General features: G+C 68.4%; 18 protein-coding genes. 4 read left to right on the top strand and 14 right to left on the bottom strand.

All coding sequences use genetic code 11. The annotated features are described in order from the left end of the window. Positions 1-15: 15 nt before the first annotated feature. From DMH03_RS30960 to DMH03_RS30940, 5 genes are read right to left on the bottom strand one after another with little or no spacing between them, the layout of a single operon-like run. A complete protein-coding gene (locus tag DMH03_RS30960; RefSeq protein ID WP_125795543.1) occupies positions 16-1,779 on the bottom strand; it encodes a beta-galactosidase family protein in 1,764 nt (587 codons plus the stop codon). Further along, complete coding sequence (locus DMH03_RS30955) at positions 1,772-3,316, bottom strand: alpha-N-arabinofuranosidase (RefSeq protein WP_125795542.1); 1,545 nt, start codon at positions 3,314-3,316, stop codon at positions 1,772-1,774. The genes DMH03_RS30960 and DMH03_RS30955 overlap by 8 nt, the downstream gene beginning before the upstream one ends. 3 nt (positions 3,317-3,319) lie before the next feature. Then, positions 3,320-4,648 carry a sugar ABC transporter substrate-binding protein gene (locus tag DMH03_RS30950; protein ID WP_125795541.1) on the bottom strand — a complete coding sequence of 443 codons (1,329 nt, stop codon included), beginning with the start codon at positions 4,646-4,648 and terminating at the stop codon, positions 3,320-3,322. A gap of 23 nt (positions 4,649-4,671) precedes the next feature. Beyond that, on the bottom strand, positions 4,672-5,535 hold the full coding sequence (locus tag DMH03_RS30945; protein ID WP_125782855.1) for a carbohydrate ABC transporter permease: 864 nt from the start codon (positions 5,533-5,535) through the stop codon (positions 4,672-4,674). After that, on the bottom strand, positions 5,535-6,464 hold the full coding sequence (locus DMH03_RS30940) for a carbohydrate ABC transporter permease (protein ID WP_199749092.1): 930 nt from the start codon (positions 6,462-6,464) through the stop codon (positions 5,535-5,537). The genes DMH03_RS30945 and DMH03_RS30940 overlap by 1 nt, the downstream gene beginning before the upstream one ends. An 89-nt stretch (positions 6,465-6,553) precedes the next feature. On the opposite strand from DMH03_RS30940, the gene DMH03_RS30935 reads away from it, so the two are divergent. Next, the gene (locus DMH03_RS30935) at positions 6,554-7,564 is read left to right on the top strand and encodes a LacI family DNA-binding transcriptional regulator (protein WP_125795960.1); all 1,011 of its coding nucleotides are present in this window, start codon (positions 6,554-6,556) and stop codon (positions 7,562-7,564) included. A gap of 70 nt (positions 7,565-7,634) precedes the next feature. Here the strand turns inward: DMH03_RS30935 and DMH03_RS30930 are convergent, their stop codons facing one another. Both DMH03_RS30930 and DMH03_RS30925 read right to left on the bottom strand, forming a co-directional pair. Then, positions 7,635-9,101, bottom strand: a complete 1,467-nt coding sequence (locus DMH03_RS30930) for an SDR family oxidoreductase (protein WP_125795540.1) — start codon at positions 9,099-9,101, stop codon at positions 7,635-7,637. Between the two features lie 11 nt (positions 9,102-9,112). After that, positions 9,113-9,595 carry a MarR family winged helix-turn-helix transcriptional regulator gene (locus DMH03_RS30925; RefSeq protein WP_125795539.1) on the bottom strand — a complete coding sequence of 161 codons (483 nt, stop codon included), beginning with the start codon at positions 9,593-9,595 and terminating at the stop codon, positions 9,113-9,115. Positions 9,596-9,701: 106 nt separating this feature from the next. On the opposite strand from DMH03_RS30925, the gene DMH03_RS30920 reads away from it, so the two are divergent. Beyond that, positions 9,702-11,732, top strand: coding sequence for an MMPL family transporter (locus DMH03_RS30920; RefSeq protein WP_125795538.1), 2,031 nt, complete (start codon positions 9,702-9,704; stop codon positions 11,730-11,732). A gap of 110 nt (positions 11,733-11,842) precedes the next feature. After that, a complete protein-coding gene (locus DMH03_RS30915; RefSeq protein ID WP_125795537.1) occupies positions 11,843-12,064 on the top strand; it encodes a hypothetical protein in 222 nt (73 codons plus the stop codon). Here the strand turns inward: DMH03_RS30915 and DMH03_RS42940 are convergent. Together DMH03_RS42940 and DMH03_RS42935 are read right to left on the bottom strand one after the other, a co-directional pair. Further along, complete coding sequence (locus DMH03_RS42940; RefSeq protein WP_255431262.1) at positions 12,051-12,593, bottom strand: MFS transporter; 543 nt, start codon at positions 12,591-12,593, stop codon at positions 12,051-12,053. The genes DMH03_RS30915 and DMH03_RS42940 overlap by 14 nt on opposite strands. Before the next feature lie 29 nt (positions 12,594-12,622). Continuing rightward, entirely contained in the window at positions 12,623-13,312 is a 690-nt protein-coding gene (locus tag DMH03_RS42935; RefSeq protein WP_255431261.1) for an MFS transporter, read from the bottom strand. Between DMH03_RS42935 and DMH03_RS30905 the strand changes: the two genes are divergently transcribed. After that, complete coding sequence (locus DMH03_RS30905) at positions 13,299-14,279, top strand: DUF5937 family protein (RefSeq protein WP_233611732.1); 981 nt, start codon at positions 13,299-13,301, stop codon at positions 14,277-14,279. The genes DMH03_RS42935 and DMH03_RS30905 overlap by 14 nt on opposite strands. Positions 14,280-14,282: 3 nt before the next feature. Here the strand turns inward: DMH03_RS30905 and DMH03_RS30900 are convergent, their stop codons facing one another. The 5 genes from DMH03_RS30900 to DMH03_RS30880 all read right to left on the bottom strand — a co-directional run bounded on the left by DMH03_RS30900 (position 14,283) and on the right by DMH03_RS30880 (position 18,502). Further along, the gene (locus tag DMH03_RS30900; protein WP_125795536.1) at positions 14,283-14,585 is read right to left on the bottom strand and encodes a DUF1905 domain-containing protein; all 303 of its coding nucleotides are present in this window, start codon (positions 14,583-14,585) and stop codon (positions 14,283-14,285) included. A gap of 308 nt (positions 14,586-14,893) precedes the next feature. Then, positions 14,894-15,520: a TetR family transcriptional regulator gene (locus tag DMH03_RS30895; RefSeq protein ID WP_125795535.1), complete on the bottom strand. Its 627-nt coding sequence runs from the start codon at positions 15,518-15,520 to the stop codon at positions 14,894-14,896. A 179-nt stretch (positions 15,521-15,699) separates the two neighbouring features. Then, positions 15,700-16,908, bottom strand: a complete 1,209-nt coding sequence (locus DMH03_RS30890; RefSeq protein ID WP_125795534.1) for an NAD(P)/FAD-dependent oxidoreductase — start codon at positions 16,906-16,908, stop codon at positions 15,700-15,702. Positions 16,909-16,910: 2 nt separating this feature from the next. Then, a complete protein-coding gene (locus tag DMH03_RS30885; protein ID WP_125782839.1) occupies positions 16,911-17,105 on the bottom strand; it encodes a ferredoxin in 195 nt (64 codons plus the stop codon). Next, positions 17,102-18,502: a fatty acid desaturase gene (locus tag DMH03_RS30880; RefSeq protein ID WP_125795533.1), complete on the bottom strand. Its 1,401-nt coding sequence runs from the start codon at positions 18,500-18,502 to the stop codon at positions 17,102-17,104. Before DMH03_RS30880 ends, DMH03_RS30885 begins: the two co-directional genes overlap by 4 nt. Positions 18,503-18,635 lie beyond the last annotated feature (133 nt).

The following is an 18,635-nucleotide window of genomic DNA, read 5'->3' as shown; positions in this document are numbered from 1 at the left end:
GGATCCGTTTGCCGATCAGGCTTCGGTGTGCCCCAGGAGCGGCCGGGGCACGAACCGCACCTCGGTTTCGAGCATCGTGTCCAGCTCCAGCACCACGAGATCGTTGGTCCCGGGCCGGACCACCGGCCGCGGCACGTACAACGTCCTTTGTGGACCACGGCGCCAGTACCGGCCGAGCAGGAAGCCGTTGATCCAGACCAGGCCCTTGCCCCAGTGCGCCGTGTCGAGGAAGAGGTCCGCGGGTTCGTCGAGTTCGAAGCCGCCCCGGACCAGCACCGGACCGGACAACGGTCCCGCCGGGCTCTCGTCCGCGGAGTCCTCCGGAAGGAGATCCGGCAACGCGGCGACGTCGATCGGGATGACCTCCCAGCCGGTCAGCGGTTCACCGTGCAGGCGCGCACCGCCGACGATCCCCTTGGCCTCGCCGATCCGCTCCCCGTAGTTGACCCTCCCCTGGTCTTCCACCAGCACCAGGAGTTCGCCGCGTGCACGGGGCAAGCGGATCGCGCGGTCGCGGTGCTCGCGAAGCAGGGTGCCGACACGGTCACCGTCGAAGAACACCGTCGCCCCGTCGCGCACCTCGCCGAAGGTCAGGACACTCGGCCCTTCGGAGTCGATGGTCGTCCGGAGGAACGCCAGACGCGGGGTCGGGGTCAGTTCGTCGAAGGTGGGCAGGCTCTCGTGCACCTGCGCGGTTCCCCAGCGACGCGGCGAATCGAGCAGCCAAGCGGGGTCCCGCAGCGCCCCGACCGGCGTCGGCGCCGGCCGGGCCTCGGGCGGAACGGCGTCCGGAACCTTGTGGTAGCGCGCGATCACCTCGCGGAACGCGTGGTACTTCGGTGTCGGGTCGCCCGCTTCGTCGAGCGGCGCGTCGTAGTCGTAGGAGGTGACGAGCGGCTGGTAGACGCCCTTGTCGTTGGCACCGTTGGTGAGCCCGAAGTTGGTGCCGCCGTGGAACATGTACAGGTTGACCGAGGCGCCCGCCGCGAGCAGCGCGTCGAGATCCGCCGCGGACTCGGCGACCGTCGTGGTGTGGTGGTGCGCGCCCCAGTGGTCGAACCAGCCGTTCCAGAACTCACTGCACATCAAGGGACCGGTCGGCTGGTGCTCGCGCAGGGTCTTCAGCCGCGCGGTGCTCTGGGAACCGAACGACGCCGTCCGGTGGAGCACCCCGTCGAGACCGCCGTTCGCCAGCATCTCGTGGGTGGGCTGGTCCACCGTGGTCAGGGGAACGGTGATGCCGGCGGCGCGGGTGTAGTGGGTCAGCGCGGCCAGATAACGCTTGTCGCCGCCGAAAGCGCCGTACTCGTTCTCGACCTGGACGAGCAGGACGGGCCCGCCGCGATCGATCTGATGCGGCGCGACGACGCGGAACACGTCGTCCAGATAGCCGCGGACGGCGGCGAGATAGCGCGGTTCGAACTCACGGACCCGGAGTTCGGTGTCGCGCAGCAGCCAGGTCGGCAGGCCGCCGTTGTCCCACTCCGCGCAGATGTACGGCCCCGGCCGGACGATGGCGTACATCCCGGCCTCGGCGATCAGCCGGAGGAACCGGTCGAGGTCGAGGCCGCCGGAGACGTCGAACTCGCCCTGTTCCGGCGAGTGCGCGTTCCAGGCGACGTAGGTCTCGATGGTGTTGAGGCCCATCCGGCGGGCCTTGTCGATGCGGTCGGCCCACAGGTCCGGGTGCACGCGGAAGTAGTGCAGTGCCCCGGAAATGATCTGGAACGGCTTACCGTCGAGCAGGAAGTCGGTCTCCCCGATGCCGAACTCAGACATCGCGGACCACCACCGTGGCCAGCCGGAGCGCGGTCCAGGAAAGGGGCGGAAGCGTGGCGGTGATGGTGGTTCCTTCCGGGTCGTGCTCGGCCGTCACCCCGGGCAACGGGACGGGCCGGACTGGTGCTGTGTGAACGGAATTCGTGACGTGCCGGTGGTGCCCGTCCGGGACGGTGACGATCCAGCTCCCGTCGAGCGCCAGCCGGACGCCGCGGACACGCAACCGCACTTCAGTGGCGGACTCGGTCGACCGGTTGGTGAGGAACACCGCACAACGACCGTTCTCATCGAAGGTCGCCGCGGCGTCGACGACGTCCACCCGGCCGTGTAGTCCTGTGTGGACGGTCTCGCCCGTCACCGTGAGCCGCAGGCTGTTCCCCCTGGCGAGCGACGACATCAGGCTGAACGGGTGGAAGGTCGTCTGCCGCCACGCCAGACCGCCGGGTTCGGTGCGGATCGGCGCGATGACGTTCACCAGTTGCGCCTGGTTGGCCATCGTGACGCGGTCGACGTTGCGCAGCAGGGACCCGAGCAGCGAGCCGACGACGACCGCGTCGGTGACGGTGTAGTCCTGCTCGATGATCCGGGGGTGTTCCCGCCAGCCGCCGGCGGCCAGTTCGTGCTGTTCGACGTCGTTCCAGTGGCGCTGGTCCCAGACGTTCCACTCGTCGACGCTGATGCCGATCTTCTTGTCCAGTCCGGCTTTCGCGAGGACGTCGTCGATGATCCCGGCGGTGGTGCGGACGAAGCCGTCGAGAGCGGCGGCGCTGGCCAGGTAGCTCGCGACGTCGCCGTCGTGCTCCTGGTAGTAGGCGTGCAGGGAGAGGTGGTCGACGAGCGCCGCGGTGTGCTCCAGGACGGTACGTTCCCAGTGCCCGAACGTCGGCATCTCACGGCTCGAACTCCCCGCGACGACGAGTTCGACATCCGGGTCGATCATCCGCATGAGCCGGGCCGTCTCGGCGGCGAGGCGGCCGTACTCTTCGGCGGTCTTGTGCCCGACCTGCCACGGCCCGTCCATCTCGTTGCCGAGACACCAGAGCCGGAACCCGAACGCCCGGTCGGCGCCGTTCGCGCGCCGCCGTTCGCTCAGTTCCGTGCCGCCGGGGTGGTTGCAGTACTCGAGGACGTCGGCGGCCTCCTGGACACCGCGGGTGCCGAGGTTGACCGCGTACATCACCTCGACGTCCGCGGCTTCGGCCCACGCGGCGAATTCGTGCAGGCCGAAGCGGTTCGACTCGACACTGTGCCACGCGGGATCCAGCCGGACGGGACGCCGTTCCACCGGCCCGACGCCGTCCTCCCAGCGGTACGCGGAAACGAAGTTCCCACCGGGATAGCGAACGACCGACGGTCCGAGTTCACGGACCAGGCCGAGGACGTCGCCTCGGAATCCGCGATCGTCCGAAGTGGAGTGTCCCGGCTCGAAGATTCCCGTGTGGACGGAACGGCCCATATGCTCGACGAACGAGCCGAACAGCCGTCGCGGCACCGCACCGATCACCTCGGAAACGTCGGCTTCGATCTGGATGCCCACGCCTCACCCCGCGCTGACGGTGAAGCCCTGCTGGTTGCCGTAGTCCACGATCGCCTGTTGCCAGGCGTTCAGTCCGGCGTCGAGCGAGGTGCCGTTGAGGTAGGCCTTGCCGACGGTGTCACTGAAGACGCTGTTGGCGTAGGTCTGGTACGGCAAATACGTCCAGCCCTTCGCGACGCTCTTCGACGCGTCGTTGAGCACCTGGTTGATCTTCTGCCCGCCGAAGTAGGGATCGGCCTGGTCGAGGAAGGCGGGTGAGTTCAGATCGGCCGTGGTCGCCGGGAAGCCGCCGCTGGCGATGAACGGCTTGACCCCGTTGCCGTGGTTGAGCCAGCGGACGAACGCCGCGGCCAGCGCCAGGTTGCCGCTCTGCTTCAGCACCGACTGCGTGCTGCCGCCGTTCTCCGCGGTGACCGGCTGACCGTCGTACGTCGGCATCGGCGCCACCGCCCACTTGCCGGCGCCGCCGGGAACCGAGGACTTGAAGTTGCCCGGCATCCAGGCGCCGGTGACCAGCGAGGCGATGGTGCCGTCGCCGAGCGCACGGAACCAGTCGTCGGACCACTCCTTGATCGGGGCGAGCAGTTTGCCCTCGACCAGCTGGTTCCAGGTGGCGGTCCACTTCTTGGTGCCCGCGTCCGCCAGGTCGACCTTGACGTTCCGGCCGTCGGCGGTGAACGGCTTCCCGCCCGCCTGCCAGATCATGCTGGTGGCGAAGCCAGGGTCGCCGGTGTCGGAAGTGAGGTACTTGCCGGGGTCGGCCGCGTGCAGCTTCTTGGCCGCGGCGACGTACTCGTCCCAGGTCTTCGGCACGGCGATAGCGTGGGCGTCGAAGACTTCTTTGTTGTAGAACAGCGCCATCGGGCCGGAGTCCTGCGGCAGGCCGTATAGGCCGTTATTCACCCGGACACTGGACCAGGTCGAGGGGGCGTAGTCCTTCTCGAAGGCGCCGAAGCCGTACTGATCGAGATTGGCCAGCGACTCGGTCAGCGCGAACTGCGGCAGCGCGTAGTACTCGATCTGGGCGACGTCCGGTGCCCCGGATCCTGCCTTGATCGCGTTCTGCAGCTTGGTGTACTGCTCCTTGTTGGTACCGGCGTTGACGTAGTCGACCTTGACGTTCGGGAACTCCTTCTCGAACGCGGCGACCTGGTCCTTCGCCGACGGCGTCCAGCTCCAGTAGGTGATCGTGCCGCCCGCTTTGAGCGCGGCGTCGACCGAGTCCTGTGTCCCGGCGGCCGGGCCGTCCGCGCCGGACGAACAACCCACGGCCAGCGCCGCGGCCAAGGTGACGGCGACGGCGGCCTTGACGCGTCTACGGATTCGCGACATCGAGTGTCCTTTCGGGACGGTGTTCATTGCTTGACGCTGCCCGCGCTCAGGCCGGACTGCCAGTAGCGCTGCATGAGCAGGAAGGCGATGACGAGCGGGACGATGGTGAGCAGCGAGCCGGTCAGCACCAGGTGGTACACCGGCTGGGCGCCGGCGCCGGAGGCCTGCGCGCTCCACTGGTTGAGCCCGACGGTGAGCGGATACCACTTCGGTTCGCTGAGCATGATCAACGGCAGGAAGTAGTTGTTCCAGGTGGACACCACGGTGAACAGCGCCACGGTGACGATCCCGGGCGCGAGCTGGCGCAGCGTCACGGTGAGGAAGATCCGGATCTCCCCCGCGCCGTCGATCCGCGCCGCCTCCAGCAGCTCGTCCGGGATCGCTTCGGAGGCGTACACCCAGATCAGGTACAGGCCGAACGGGCTGATGAGCGACGGGATGATGATCGCCAGCGGCGTATTGGTGAGACCGAGTTCGCTGAACATCAGGAAGGTCGGCACCGCGAGTGCCGTACCGGGGACGGCGACCGCGCCGAGCACGACCGCGAACACCGCGCGGCGGCCGGGAAAGCGGTACTTGGCCAGCCCGTATCCCGCGGCGGTGGCGAGGATGGTCGCTCCCCCGGCGCCGACCACGACGTAGAGCAGCGTGTTCCCCAGCCAGCGCAGGAAGATCCCGTTGTCGTAGGTGAAGGTCTCGCCGATGTTCTCGAACAACGCGAACGGTCCGCCGAACGACAGTCCCGAGGTGGTGAACAGGGCGGACTGCGTCTTGGTCGCGTTGATCACCAGCCACACCAGCGGCACGAGCGTGTAGATCAGGTACAACGCCATGACGGCGGTGAGGACGCGTGACTTCCGGGGCCGCGTCACCGAGAACGTGGCCATCACATCCCCTTCCGGGAACCGCGCAGCTGCACGACGTAGGCGATGATCGCGGTGATCACGCCCATCACGATCGCGACGGTGGCGGAGTAGTTGTACTGCTGCGCGCCGAAGGAAAGGTTGTAGGCGTACATGTTCGGTGTATAGAAGGTGCCGATCACGTTGGGCGCCAGGGTGCGCATGATGTTCGGCTCGTTGAAGAGCTGGAAGCTGCCGATGATCGAGAAGATCGTGGCGATGACGATCGCCCCGCGCAGCGCGGGCAGCTTCACGCTCAGGATGGTGCGGAACGCGCCCGCGCCGTCGATCGCCGCGGCCTCGAACTGTTCCTTCGGGATCACCTTCAGCGCGGAGTAGAAGATCAGCATGTTGTAGCCGACGAACTCCCACGTGACGACGTTGCCGATGGAGGCGAGCATCCAGTTGTCCGACAACGGTTTCACCACGTCGCGGCCGAGCAGGTGGTTCAGGTCGGCCGCCAGTCCGAAGTGGTCGCCGTAGATGAAACCCCACATCAGCGCGGCGACCACGGCGGGCACGGCGTAGGGCAGGAAGATCACGACCCGGAAGAAGCCGGACGCGTGCAGGCGGGCACTGTCGATGGCCAGTGCCGCGATCAGCGCGAGCACCAGCATGATCGGCACCTGCACGGCGAGGAACACGAGCACCCGCTGGAAGGAGTCCCAGAACTTCGGGTCGGCGAGCACCTGCGCGTAGTTGTCCACCCCGACGAAGGTCGTCCCGCCGAAGAACGCCTGGTCGCGGAAGAGACTCAGGACGAACGCGTACACGATCGGCGCCAGGAAGGTCAGCGCGAACACCAGCATGAACGGGGCGACGAAAAGCCAGCCACGCCAGTTGCGACGGACTCGTCGCGCGGTGCCCGCACGGCGGGGCGGCGCCGGTGCGGGCGCGACCGCTGTGGACGTCATCGTCCCTCCGGATTCTCCGAGCGAAAGCGCGGCTCGCGAGATGTTTACGTCAACATCAGACCGGCGGAGGCTATCGTGTTGACGTGAACATGTCCAGGAACGGCCGCGGACCGTCGATGGCCGACGTCGCCAGGGAAGCCGGTGTGTCCGGCCAGACCGTCTCCAGGGTCGCGAACGGCAGGACGAACGTCGACGAGGCGACCCGAGAACGTGTGCTCGCGGCGATGCGCCGAGTGGGCTATCGGCCCAACAGCGCGGCCCGCGCGCTGCGCAACGGCCGGTTCCGCAGTATCGGCGTGATCATCTCGGCACTCGCGACCTTCGGCAACAGCCGCACCCTCGACGCGGTCGCGTCCGCGGCCGCCGGCGAAGGATTCTCGATCATCCTCATGCCGGTGACCAGACCGTCCCAAGGCGAGGTGTCGGGCGCCTTCAGCAGACTGGACGAACAGGCTGTCGACGGCGTCATCATCCTCATCGAGCAGCACGAGCTGGACCAGAGCGAAATCGAGCTGCCCCACGGACTTCCGGTCGTCGTCATCGACGCGGGCGGCAGGCGTGACCACCCGGTCGTCGACTTCGATCAGGCGTCCGGCGCCATCGCCGCGACCCGGCATCTGCTCGATCTCGGGCACGAGACCGTATGGCACGTCGCCGGCCCGCCCGAGTCCTACGCGGCCGAACGCCGCCGGAAGTCGTGGCAGGAGACGCTCGAGGCGGACGGCCGCGAAGTGCCGCCACCGCTCACCGGCGACTGGTCTTCGCGGTCCGGATACGAACACGGCGTCCGGCTGGCGGGCGATCCCGCGGTCACCGCCGTCTTCGTCGCGAACGACCAGATGGCGCTCGGCCTGCTGCGGGCGATGCACGAACAGGGCCGGTCCGTCCCTGGCGACGTGAGTGTGGTCGGCTTCGACGACATGGACGAGGCCGCCCACTTCTGGCCGCCGCTCACCACCGTCCGGCAGTCGTTCGACGAGGTCGGGAACCGGGCCGTCGCCGCGTTGCTCGCCGAGATCTCCGACGGCGCCGCGGCGGGCGCGATCAGCGTGCCGACGGAACTCGTCGTCCGGTCCAGCACCGCGCCGCCGCGGTCATAGCCGCGAAGGGCGCTTTCACCGCATGCGAACTGGCGAAAGCGCCCTTCACCACACGCGGGGAAAGTCCCCTTCAGCCTCCGAGCACACCGGCCGCTTTCTGCGCGGCGCCGGTGATGTTGCGGACCATGCCGCCGAAGACCACGCCGTGGAACGGCGCGATCCCCTTCCAGTACGCGTGCCCGGCGAGCCCGTGCGGCTCGAACACCGCCCGCTGCCGGTAGATCGTCCCACCGTCCTCATCGGACTCGACGCCGAGTTCGAGCCAGGCACGGCCCGGGAGCTTCATTTCCGCCCGCAGCCTCAACAGGCGCGGCCGGTCGAGGTATTCGACGCGCCACCAGTCCAGCGCCTCACCGAGGTGCAGCCGTCGCGGATCCCGCCTGCCGCGCCGCAACCCGACTCCGCCGACGAGCCGGTCCGCCCAGCCGCGGACCGACCAGGCCAGCGGGAACGAGTACCAGCCGTGTTCCCCGCCGATGGACTCGATGACGTCCCACAGCGCTTCCGGTGAGGCGTCCGTCCGCTGTTCGCGCTTGTCCTCGTAGACCGTGCCGCCCGCCCACTCCGGATCACTCGGCAGGGGGTCCGACGGCGCGGTCGACGCGTCCGACCAGCGGGTCGGCACGTCGGCGTTCCGGATCCGGGTCAGCGCCAATTCGACGGCATGTTCGTAGTGGGTCAGCCCCGCTTCCGGGTCGGGGATGTGCTCGGCGATGGCATGGTCGTGACAGACCACTTCGTGCACCAGCGACTCGATCAACGGTACGGCGATCGACTTCGGCACGGGCGTGACCAGGTTGACCCACTGCGCGGAAAGCCACGGAGTCAGCACCGGAACGGGCACGACGGCCCGCCTCGGCAGACCCGCGACGACGGCGTAGCGGCGCATCATGTCCAAATAGGTCAGGACGTCGGGGCCGCCGATGTCGAACGCGCCGTTCGCTTCCGGCGGCAAGTCTGCGGCGTGCACGAGGTAGTGCAGCACGTCCCGGATCGCGATCGGCTGGATGCGGTTGTGCACCCACCGCGGGGTGATCATCGCGGGAAGGCGTTCGGTCAGGTAGCGCAGCATCTCGAAACTCGCCGAACCCGAGCCGATGATCACCGCGGCCTGCAGGACGACGGCGGGCACCCCGCAGTCCAGCAGGACCCTGCCGACTTCGGCGCGGGAAGCCAGATGCGGCGACAACTCCTCGTCGTCCGGCACGATGCCGCCCAGGTACACCAGCCGCCGCGCGCCCGCCTTCTTCGCGGCGTCGGCGACCGTCTTCGCCGCCTCGCGGTCGATCGCGACGAAGTCCTTTTGCGCCAGGGAATGCACGAGGTAGTAGACGACCTCGCCGTCGGCCAGCGCCGTCTCGATCGAGGCCGGATCGGTGACGTCGCCGCGTTCGACCTCGACCCGGTCACGCCACGGCTCTTCGGCGACCTTCTCCGGCGAGCGAGCCACCACGCGGACCTCGTGGCCCGTTTCGAGCAGTTGCGGCACCAGTCGTCCGCCGACATATCCCGTCGCACCGAGCACCACACATCGCATGCCCCGAGTGTTCACGGTGCCAGGCGTGCCCGCACCTCCACGGTCGCGGCGATACTGCTCCGGAGGAACCGGGCGACCGTCCGCCGCTCCTCGTCCCCAAGGTCGCTCCATGCGGCGGAGAAGCGCTCGCCGAGGGGCATGAAGAACTCGGCGCCGGTTTCCCGCGCCTTGTCGTGCATCCGCAATTCGACCTTGCGACGGTCGGTCGCGCTCCGGTCCCGGTAGAGGTGCCCGGCCCGCTCCAGCCGATCCAGCACCGACGTCGTCGCCGACGCGCTCAGATGCAGCGCGCTCGCGAGCCTGCTGGGGCTCATCGGGTCCCCCATCCTGGCCGCGTCCATGATCACCGCGAGCGCGTTGAGGTCGGTCCGGTGCAGGCCGTGCGCCTCACCGAACATCTCGGCGAACCGGTCCGATTCGACGGTCAGCTGCCTCAGCAGGAGGACGAGCAGGGCGTCCGTGACCTCCTCGGTGTCTTCAGCGCCCTTGGTCATGTCCGAAACCTCCCCTCACGCTGCCCCGTCCGGGTGACCACTCTACTATTTCGATGGTCGAACTATTCACTCGTCGAAGTAGTACCGCCACGGGAGCCATCCGCTCATGATCTCCGAAGTCGAACACCCCGCCCGCACGCGGTCACGTCTGCGCTGGCTGCTCCCCGCCCTCATCGCGGTGGCCTGGCTGATCTTCGGCGGATTCAGCGGCCCGTACGCCGGCAAGCTGAGCCAGGTCACGGAGAACGACAGCAGCAGCTTCCTGCCCGCCTCGGCCGAAGCGACCGAGGTCGGTGAACTCCAGAAGCAGTTCTCCAGTGCCGCCGTCATCCCGGCGATCGTCGTCGCCGAACGGCCGTCGGGCCTGACCGAGGGCGACAAGCGATTCCTCGCCGACCGGACGTCGAACGCACGGCTCGTCCCGGCGCCGCAGAGCAACGCGGGTGCGCAGGTCGTCGTGCTCCTCGACGCCACGACCGACCCCGGGGACGGGGTCGAGGCACTGCGTGACGCGCTCGCCCGTGACACCCCGGATGGGCTGAAAGTGCTCGTGACCGGTCCGGCCGCGCAGGTCGCCGATCTCAAGGAGGCGTTCGGCGGGATCGACGGGCTGCTGCTCCTGGTCGCGGGCGCGGTGGTCGCGCTCATCCTGATCATCGTCTACCGAAGCCCGCTGCTGCCCCTGCTCGTCCTGCTGTCCGCGGTGTTCGCGCTGGGAACGGCGAGCCTCGCGGTGTACCTGCTCGCGGATCACGACGTGCTGGCGTTGAACGGGCAGAGCCAGGGCATCCTGTTCATCCTCGTCTTCGGCGCCGCCACCGACTACGCGCTCCTGATGATCTCCCGCTATCGCGAGGAACTCAGGACGACCGACGACGCCCGCACCGCGCTCCGCACGGCCTGGCGTTCGACCATCGAGCCGATCGCGGCCTCCGCCGGGACCGTGATCCTCGGCGTCCTCTGTCTGCTGTTCAGCGACCTGAACTCCAACAAGGGACTCGGCCCGGTCGCCGCCATCGGCATCGGCGCGGCCTTCCTGACGACCATCACGTTCCTGCCCGCCGTCCTTGCCTTGTGCGGGCGCAACGCTTTCTGGCCCTTCCGGCCGGCGGTCGCCCCGCCGAAGGAAGAGACCGGCGGGCTTTGGGGACGCGTCGCGGGCTGGATCTCCCGCGCGCCGCGCACGATCTGGATCGTCACGACCGTCGTCCTCCTCGCAGGCGGCGCGTTCCTCCCACAGCTCAAGGCTTCCGGCACTGCGCAGTCCGACGTCTTCCTCACGCCGGTCGATTCCGTGGCAGGACAGGAAGTCCTCTCGCGCTACTTCCCCGGCGGCTCCGGGTCTCCGACCGTGATCATCGCCCCCGCCGGACAAGCCAAGGCGGTGACCGAGCTGGCGCGTGTCCCCGGCGTCTCGGACGTCCGCCAAAGCGGCGAAGCGGGCGGGCTGGCGAAGATCGACGCGGTACTGGCCGATCCGCCCGACTCCGACGCGGCCGTCGCGACGGTCCAACGGATCCGCGAAGCCGTGCACCCCGTCGACGGCACCAAGGTCGGCGGGCCGACGGCGACCCTGCTCGACACCAGGGAGACCTCGGAGCACGATCGGTTGCTGATCATCCCGATCGTCCTGGTCGTGATCTTCCTGGTACTCGCCCTCCTGCTGCGGTCGCTGCTCGCGCCGCTGCTGCTGATCGGCACGGTGGTGCTGTCGTTCGCCGCGACGATGGGTGTCTCGGCGCTGGTGTTCAACCACGTCTTCGACTTCCCCGGCGCCGACCCGGTCGTCCCGCTGTTCGGCTTCGTCTTCCTTGTGGCACTGGGGATCGACTACAACATCTTCCTGATGACCAGGGTCCGCGAGGAGGCGGGCAGAATCGGCACCCGGGACGGGACGCTGCGCGGCCTGCGCGTCACCGGCGGCGTGATCACCTCCGCGGGTGTCGTCCTCGCCGCGACCTTCGCCGCGTTGGCCGTCCTGCCGATCCTTTTCCTGGCACAGCTGGCTTTCATCGTCGCGTTCGGCGTTCTGCTCGATACGCTTCTGGTGCGCTCGCTGCTGGTACCGGCTCTGTCGGTGGACGTCGGACGGAAGATCTGGTGGCCGTCGAAGCTGGCGAAGACCGGCCGGGAATGAACGCGGCAGTCACGAGCGCTGTCGCCGAGCCGAGTCCCATGGTCCCGATCCGGACCGGCTGAACCTCCGCCGCGACTCGTGTCGTTACGAACTGCCCGTAGCCTGGTGACATGAGCGAAGAGCAGGACGCCATCGACGAGCGGATCCAGGACGCCGGGGAACGCGGCGACCTGGACGAACTCCGGCGGCTGGCCGACGCCGGCAGCAGCGACGCGGCGGACCAGCTGATCGAAACGGCGACCGAACTGGGTGCGCTGGACGAACTGCGGCGCCTGGCCGCACTTGGCAACCGGGACGCCGCGGATCAGCTGGCCGAGCTCACGGAGGAGTAGCGTCCCGCGTCGCCGGAATCAGCACCGGAAGCGCGACGACGAGCACGAGGCCTCGCACGGCTCCCGCGACGGGATAGGGAACGCGAAGCCCGAACCTGTGCGCGAGGAGTCCTCCGGCGAATGCGCCGAGCGGCATCAACCCCCAGCCGAGAAGCCGGTAGACGCTGTTGACGCGCCCGAGCAGCGAAGCGGGAACCGACCGCTGGCGGACGCTAACCGTGACGACGTTCCAGATCGTCGTCACGAACCCGCTCACCGCCAAGAGCCCGCCGAGCACGGCGACGTTCGGACTGAACCCCATACCGGCGAAGACGACGGCGTTCACGGCAAGAGAGACCAGGAGCGCACGGAGGTCGCCGAGCAGGGCGACCAGCCGCGCGATCACCAGGCCACCCGCGATGCCACCGAGTGCCGCGCCGGCGAGCAGCAGACCGAACACTCCCGCGCCGAGATGCAGCACGTCGGTCACGAACAACACGAGTGTCGCGTTCCCGAGCTGACCGCAGAACGTGTTGATGCCGAGCAGCAAAGCGAGTGTGCGGAACAGACGGTGTTTCCTCAGCCAGCGAAGTCCGTCGAGGACCTTCGCGCTTTCCGCGTGTCCGCGCCGTCCGGGCAGCCTGGCCAGAAGTGTGGCAGCGATGACGAACGATGCGGCGTCGACCGCGAACGGGAGGGCAAGGCGAGCGCGAAGAACAGGCTCCCGAGAGGCGGCCCCAGGAACTGCCTTCCGACGGTCATCGCCACCTGTTGCCTGCCGTTCGCCTGGTGCAGCAGGTCTTCCGGGACGAGATCCGGAAGCGTCGTTTGCGCGGCGTTGTCGTAGAAGACATCGCACGAACCCAGCGCGAACGCGAGAAGAACGAGCACCGGCACAGTGATCGCCCCGGCCACGACGAGTGCCGTGAGCACGCCGACGATCAGGGCTTGGAGTGCCTGCGTCCGCCACATGAGCGTGGTCAGGTCGACCCTGTCGACGACCGATCCGGCGATGAGCGATAGCAGAAGCCACGGCAGGTACGTCGCGGCCGAGACCAGAGCGACCTCCCTCGGGTCGCGGGTCACCGTCACGGCCAGCAAGGGCAGCGCCGCCGCGAAGACGCCATTGCCGAGACTGTCGATCCCGGTGGCCCACCACAGTCGCCGGTACGCGGGGTAAGTCGGACATGATCGGATCGTGGCGACGTCCCGCGTTCCGGAGACACCATTTAGCCCCGGACTACATACTCTGGCGATGCCGATGACCATCGAACTCGGCGTCGCCGAACTGGCCGCGACCCGGTTCGCGATCTCGCCGCTGTCCGAAACCGTCGCCTGCCTGCTGCAAATCGCCGGACTCGACCGGAACACGGTCAATCAGCCCTGGTCCCGGTGGGCGCGGGAGGAACTCGATCGCGAATCTCTCGCTCTTTCGCGGACCTGGCCGCTGCTCGTGACCGGCAGGCTCAGCTGGCCGGAATTCCTCGTCCCCGCTCCGCGGGACTCGGGAGATTCCCTCGAAAACGACCTCGACGCGCTGCGGCGAACCCCCGAAGCACGGGTGAGAGCCAGTCTCGACCGGGTGTTCGGCGAAAAGCTTCCCCACGCCGCCGCGGCCCTCGCGGACGACCCCACCGCCGGCCTCCGGGAGATCGCCGGGGAACTGCGCGAAGCCCACGACCGCCTCGTCGCGCCGCACTGGCCGCGGATCCGGGCGGCGCTGGAAGCCGACGTCGGATACCGCGCCCGGCAACTGACCGCGGGCGGCGCCGAGCGGTTGTTCGCGGATCTGCACCCGGACCTGCGCTGGCACTCCGACCGGGTCACCCTGGCCGGCGAACGCTGGCGGAATCGGCACAGGGCAGTCACGCGAGGGCCAGGCGGTCTCGTGCTGATGCCTGTCGTCCTCGGCTCGCCCTATGTCCTGATCAAGAACAACACCTCGACCCAGACCACGATCCGCTACCCGGCGCGAGGAACCGCCGCGTTGTGGGCAGCCGGAACCCGATCACCGGGAGCAGGCACCGTGCGCCTCCTGGGCCGGATGCGGGCCGCTCTCCTTTCGGCGCTGTCCTCCCCCGCGACCACGACCGATCTGGCCCGGGCCTTCGGCGTGACACCAAGCGCTGTCTCCCAGCACCTCAAGGTCCTGCGGGACAGCGGACTGGTCACCCGGGAACGCTCCGGCCGCGGCGTCCTCTACCAGACGACCTCGCTCGGTGAACGCCTGCTTTGACGGTCAGAGGTCGATCAGCTCGACGGTCACCTTCGCTACATCTCCCTCCTCGATCCCTTCGGCCTTGCGGACCGCCTTTTTGACCGGCAGCACGTAGGCGCCACGTTTGGAGTCCGGGAAGATCGACGTCTTCCATTTGCTGCCGCCGATACCGACCTGGACGCGAACCGCCCCGAACCCGCGGCGGGGGCCGTCGGTGATTTCGCGGATCTCCTCGGAGATGTCCTCGGGCAGGCTCACGAAGGTCCAGGTCTCCTCGCGGCGGGCGTCCCAGACCCAGAGTTCGGCATCGAATACGACGATCATCGGTGGAGCTTCGCATACGGGACCGACAGTTTCCGCGCGCTCACGAGTGAGGTGGTCGCCTGGGTCGAGTGGGGAGGATTTGGGACGTTGAACGTCCCTGATCTTCCCCACTCGGTACCCGCCCGTATTCAGGGGTCACACCTTGATCAACGGAGGATTCGGGACGTTGAGTGTCCCCGATCTTCCGTTGATCAAGGTGTGACCACGCAACGATGGAGGATTTGGGACACTCAACGTCCCAAATCCTCCATCGTCGCGTTCAGGTCAGCGCTTCGACGACACCGGTTTGCCCAGCGGAAACCGCGGCCCTAGCCCCGCGAAGGATGCCGCAGCGAGCGGGTCGTCGTCGCGCCGAGCACGCGCGACGCCATCCAAGCCAGTGCGTCGGCCGTACGCGCCGGAGTGTCCGACGGCTGCATGATGTGGCTCAGCACGGTGCGGACCACGACGTCGATCGCCACATCCAGCTGCTCCGCATCCAGCGGCGGGCCGTAGGCGCGAACACGGCCGCGCAACATGACGGTCGCTTCGCTCAGCAGGCTCCCGGCCCGCGACGTCAGCAGCGGCAGCAACTCGGTGTCGGCGCCGTGCGTGGCCGAGACGATGGCTCGCAGCAGGAGGTTGTCGTCGGCGAGTTCGAGGACGCCGCGGACGGCGTCGTGGATCGCCTCGACGAGGTCGTCAGGGTGCCGTTCGAAAGCGTCCCGGACGACCATGAGGAACCGGCCGAGTTCGTGCGAAATCATCGCTTCGGCCAGCTGGCTCTTCGAGCCGAGTTCGTTGTAGACGGTCTGGCGGCTGACGCCGACGATCTCCGCGAGTTTGCTCATCGTCACCGAGGACCAGCCGGAGCGCACGGTCAACTCGATCGCCGACGCGACGATCGGTTGACGGTACGGACCCCCCGCGACCGGTGCCTCACTCATGATCGTCATTCTAGGCTGTGCCTTTCAGGGCGCGCTTTCAGATTCGCGAAGCCGGACCGTGGCATCCGCTGCCGGCTCGCCCTGGCCGCGTCGCCGGCCCGCCTGCGCAAATCCGAGGCCTCCGGCCGAAAAGAAACGCGCGCGCGTGTCCTCACCCAGGTCGTCGAACTCCGTTCAGGACACACCTTCTAGACCGCCGTTTCCGCGGCGAACGCCAGCGCCTCCGGCCACGGCGCCCGCCCGGCGATGTGGCGCCGGTACTTCATGATCTCGCGCGGCCGGTCGATCGTCAGCGCGCCGACGATCCGGTCCCCGCGCCGGTACAGCGCGGTGAACCCGCCGGAAGCCGGAACAGCGGTCACCACCTCGTCCGCGCGTGGCGTGCCGACGAATTGGATCCGGTGGTCGTACCAGTCCGACCAGAAGTACGGCACCGGCGCCAGCGCACGCGCCGACTCCGGGGCGAGCGCGTGACGAGCGGCCGCGGCTCCCTGCTCCGCGGCGTTCGTCCAGTGTTCCAACCGCATCAGTTCGCCGTCGAACAACGGATTCGCGGCGTGTGCGACGTCTCCGGCGGCGTACACGCCGGGGGCGCCGGTCGCGAGCGTGGCATCGCACACCACGCCGCCGTCGCGCTCGTGCAGCGGGACGCCGCTCCCGGCGAGCCAGCCGGTGGCCGGGACGACGCCGATGCCGGCGACCACCAGATCCGCGGGCAGCACCTCGCCGGTCGCGAGCCGGACGCCGGTCACCACGCCGCCGTCGGATTCCAGGCCGGTGACCATCGTGGACAGCCGCAGTTCCGTACCCGCTTCTCGGTGCAGTGAAGCGCAGACGGCGCCCGCCTCGGCCCCGACCGATCGGGTGAGCGGGACATCGAGCGCCTCGACGATCGTCGCGGGCAGCCCGCGTTTCCTGGCCGCGGCGGCGACTTCCGAGCCGATGAAACCGGCCCCGATCACGACCGTGCGCGCCCCGCGGTCGAGCGCGGACCGGACCGCCATGGCGTCCTCGGCGGTCCTCAGCGTGTGGACGCCGGCGATTCCCTCGCCTCCGGGCAGCCGCCGCGCGGTGGCGCCGGTCGCGATCACCAGCGCGTCGTAAGGCACCGTCGTCCCCGCCACCGACACCTCGCGAGCGGTGGTGTCGAGCCCGTCCGCGGGGGCGCCGAGCATCAGTTCGACGCCGAATTCGTCGCGCAGCGCGGCCTCACCGTGGAACGGCTCGATCCGCCCGGGGCCTTCCTCGTCGAGGAACGCTTTCGACAGCGGGAGCCGGTCGTACGGTGGGTAGTCTTCCGCTCCGATCAGCACGATCCGTCCGCGGTACCCGTCCCGGCGCGCGGCCTCGACCGCGCGCAGTCCGGCCAGTGAGGCTCCCACGACGACCAGCGCCATGATCAGTCCCGCAGTTTCAGGGCGAGGACAGGGCAGGCGTCGACGGCGGCCGACAGGTCCTGCCGGTATTCTTCACCCGGCCGTTCGTCGAGCACGACGACCGTGCCGTCGTCGCCGACCTCGAAGAAGTCGGGCGCCATCGCCTCGCACATGCCCAGCCCGTCGCATTTCGCGCGGTCCGCCTCGATCTTCATCATGCTCCGACCCTTCCCGGTGCCACGAAATCGACCTTCTCCCGCACCCCGCAGTCCGGGCAGCACCACGAATCGGGGATCGCCGACCACGGCGTTCCGGCGGGGAAGCCTTCCCGCGGGTCGCCGAGTTTCTCGTCGTAGACGTAGCCGCAACCGGGGCACATCCCGCCGTCTGTCGCGTCGCCGTGCGTGTCGGTGACGACGCGGGACGGCGCGGTGACGCGCGTTCCGTGGCGCGCCAGGATCTTGGCCCGTTTCGACGGCTGGATGTTGGCGCGAGAGATGTCTCCGTCGAAATGCGCGAGCACGCGCGGATCCATCACGCGCCGCCACACCGGCGGGACCAGTGCCAGCACGATCATCCCGGCGTAACCCGTCGGCAAGACCGGCGATTCCGCGAAATCGCGCAGCGTCTGGTAGCGGCGGGTCGGGTTGGCGTGGTGGTCGCTGTGCCGTTGCAGGTGGTAGAGCAGGACGTTCGTGGCGATGTTGTTGGAATTCCAGCTGTGACTGGGATCCACCCGTTCGTAGCGTCGCCGGTTCGGCGGGCCGACCTTCTGCCGGCGCATGCCGTAGTGCTCCATGTAGTTCACGACCTCCAGGAGCGAGAAGCCGATCACGGCCTGGATCACCAGGTACGGCAGGATTCCCGGGCCCAGCCACACGGTCATCGCCGCCCACAGCACGGCCGACATCAGCCAGGCGTTGAGCACGTCGTTGCCGATCCGGAACGGATGCCGATCGCGCCGGGCGTACCGCTTGCGCTCCAGACCCCAGGCCGATTTCAGCGAGCCGAACACCGTGCGCGGCCAGAACCGGTAGAAGCTCTCCCCCACCCGGCTGCTGGCCGGATCCTCCGGGGTCGCCACGCGGACGTGGTGGCCGCGGTTGTGCTCTATGTAGAAGTGGCCGTAGAAGCTCTGTGCCAGCGCGATCTTCGACAGCCAGCGTTCGTGGCTTTCCTTCTTGTGCCCCAGTTCGTGCGCGGTGTTGATGCCGATGCCACCGATGCAACCGATCGAGATCGCCAGGCCGATCTTGTCCACGACGGACAGGTCACCGCGGGCGATCAGCCAGAACGCGACCACGAAACCCGCGTACTGGATCGGCAGGAACGCGAAGGTGATCCACCGGTAGTAGCGGTCCCGCTCCAGCCGATCGATGACGTCGTCGGGCGGATTGCCGCGGTCCAGCCCGGCCAGCAGGTCGATCAGCGGCACGATCACCAGGATCACGATCGGCCCGATCCAGAACCACACACCCCAGCCGGTGGCCGCGTGCAGCCCGATGGCGAGGAACGCGAGCGAGGGGACGACCAGGCCGATCAGCCACAGGTATCGCTTGCGGTCGGTCCACCGTTCGGTCGAGCCCGCCGGGATCGTGCCCGTCATCTCGCTCATCGCACCCTCCTCCATTGGCTGGTTTACAAAACTGTAGGTGATGTACACCCGGTTTGACAAGTAGCCATCTTTTGTAAATCCACCGTTGCTTCATTTGGTGAGAACTTGGCGATATCTTGTATTCGTAAGGAAA

Source organism: Amycolatopsis sp. WAC 01376, from assembly GCF_003947415.1.
Taxonomy (GTDB): Bacteria; Actinomycetota; Actinomycetes; order Mycobacteriales; family Pseudonocardiaceae; genus Amycolatopsis.
This window is presented reverse-complemented; position numbering and strand designations above follow the sequence as displayed.

Excerpts from the sequence above, each read along its gene's own strand:
- DMH03_RS30960 (WP_125795543.1), bottom strand. The coding sequence starts at position 1,779 with ATGTCTGAGTTCGGCATCGGGGAGACCGACTTCCTGCTCGACGGTAAG.
- DMH03_RS30950 (WP_125795541.1), bottom strand. The coding sequence starts at position 4,648 with ATGTCGCGAATCCGTAGACGCGTCAAGGCCGCCGTCGCCGTCACCTTG.
- DMH03_RS30945 (WP_125782855.1), bottom strand. The coding sequence starts at position 5,535 with ATGGCCACGTTCTCGGTGACGCGGCCCCGGAAGTCACGCGTCCTCACC.
- DMH03_RS30940 (WP_199749092.1), bottom strand. The coding sequence starts at position 6,464 with ATGACGTCCACAGCGGTCGCGCCCGCACCGGCGCCGCCCCGCCGTGCG.
- DMH03_RS30935 (WP_125795960.1), top strand. The coding sequence starts at position 6,554 with ATGTCCAGGAACGGCCGCGGACCGTCGATGGCCGACGTCGCCAGGGAA.
- DMH03_RS30930 (WP_125795540.1), bottom strand. The coding sequence starts at position 9,101 with ATGCGATGTGTGGTGCTCGGTGCGACGGGATATGTCGGCGGACGACTG.
- DMH03_RS30925 (WP_125795539.1), bottom strand. The coding sequence starts at position 9,595 with ATGACCAAGGGCGCTGAAGACACCGAGGAGGTCACGGACGCCCTGCTC.
- DMH03_RS30920 (WP_125795538.1), top strand. The coding sequence starts at position 9,702 with ATGATCTCCGAAGTCGAACACCCCGCCCGCACGCGGTCACGTCTGCGC.
- DMH03_RS30915 (WP_125795537.1), top strand. The coding sequence starts at position 11,843 with ATGAGCGAAGAGCAGGACGCCATCGACGAGCGGATCCAGGACGCCGGG.
- DMH03_RS30905 (WP_233611732.1), top strand. The coding sequence starts at position 13,299 with ATGCCGATGACCATCGAACTCGGCGTCGCCGAACTGGCCGCGACCCGG.
- DMH03_RS42935 (WP_255431261.1), bottom strand. The coding sequence starts at position 13,312 with ATGGTCATCGGCATCGCCAGAGTATGTAGTCCGGGGCTAAATGGTGTC.
- DMH03_RS30900 (WP_125795536.1), bottom strand. The coding sequence starts at position 14,585 with ATGATCGTCGTATTCGATGCCGAACTCTGGGTCTGGGACGCCCGCCGC.
- DMH03_RS30895 (WP_125795535.1), bottom strand. The coding sequence starts at position 15,520 with ATGACGATCATGAGTGAGGCACCGGTCGCGGGGGGTCCGTACCGTCAA.
- DMH03_RS30890 (WP_125795534.1), bottom strand. The coding sequence starts at position 16,908 with ATGGCGCTGGTCGTCGTGGGAGCCTCACTGGCCGGACTGCGCGCGGTC.
- DMH03_RS30885 (WP_125782839.1), bottom strand. The coding sequence starts at position 17,105 with ATGATGAAGATCGAGGCGGACCGCGCGAAATGCGACGGGCTGGGCATG.
- DMH03_RS30880 (WP_125795533.1), bottom strand. The coding sequence starts at position 18,502 with ATGAGCGAGATGACGGGCACGATCCCGGCGGGCTCGACCGAACGGTGG.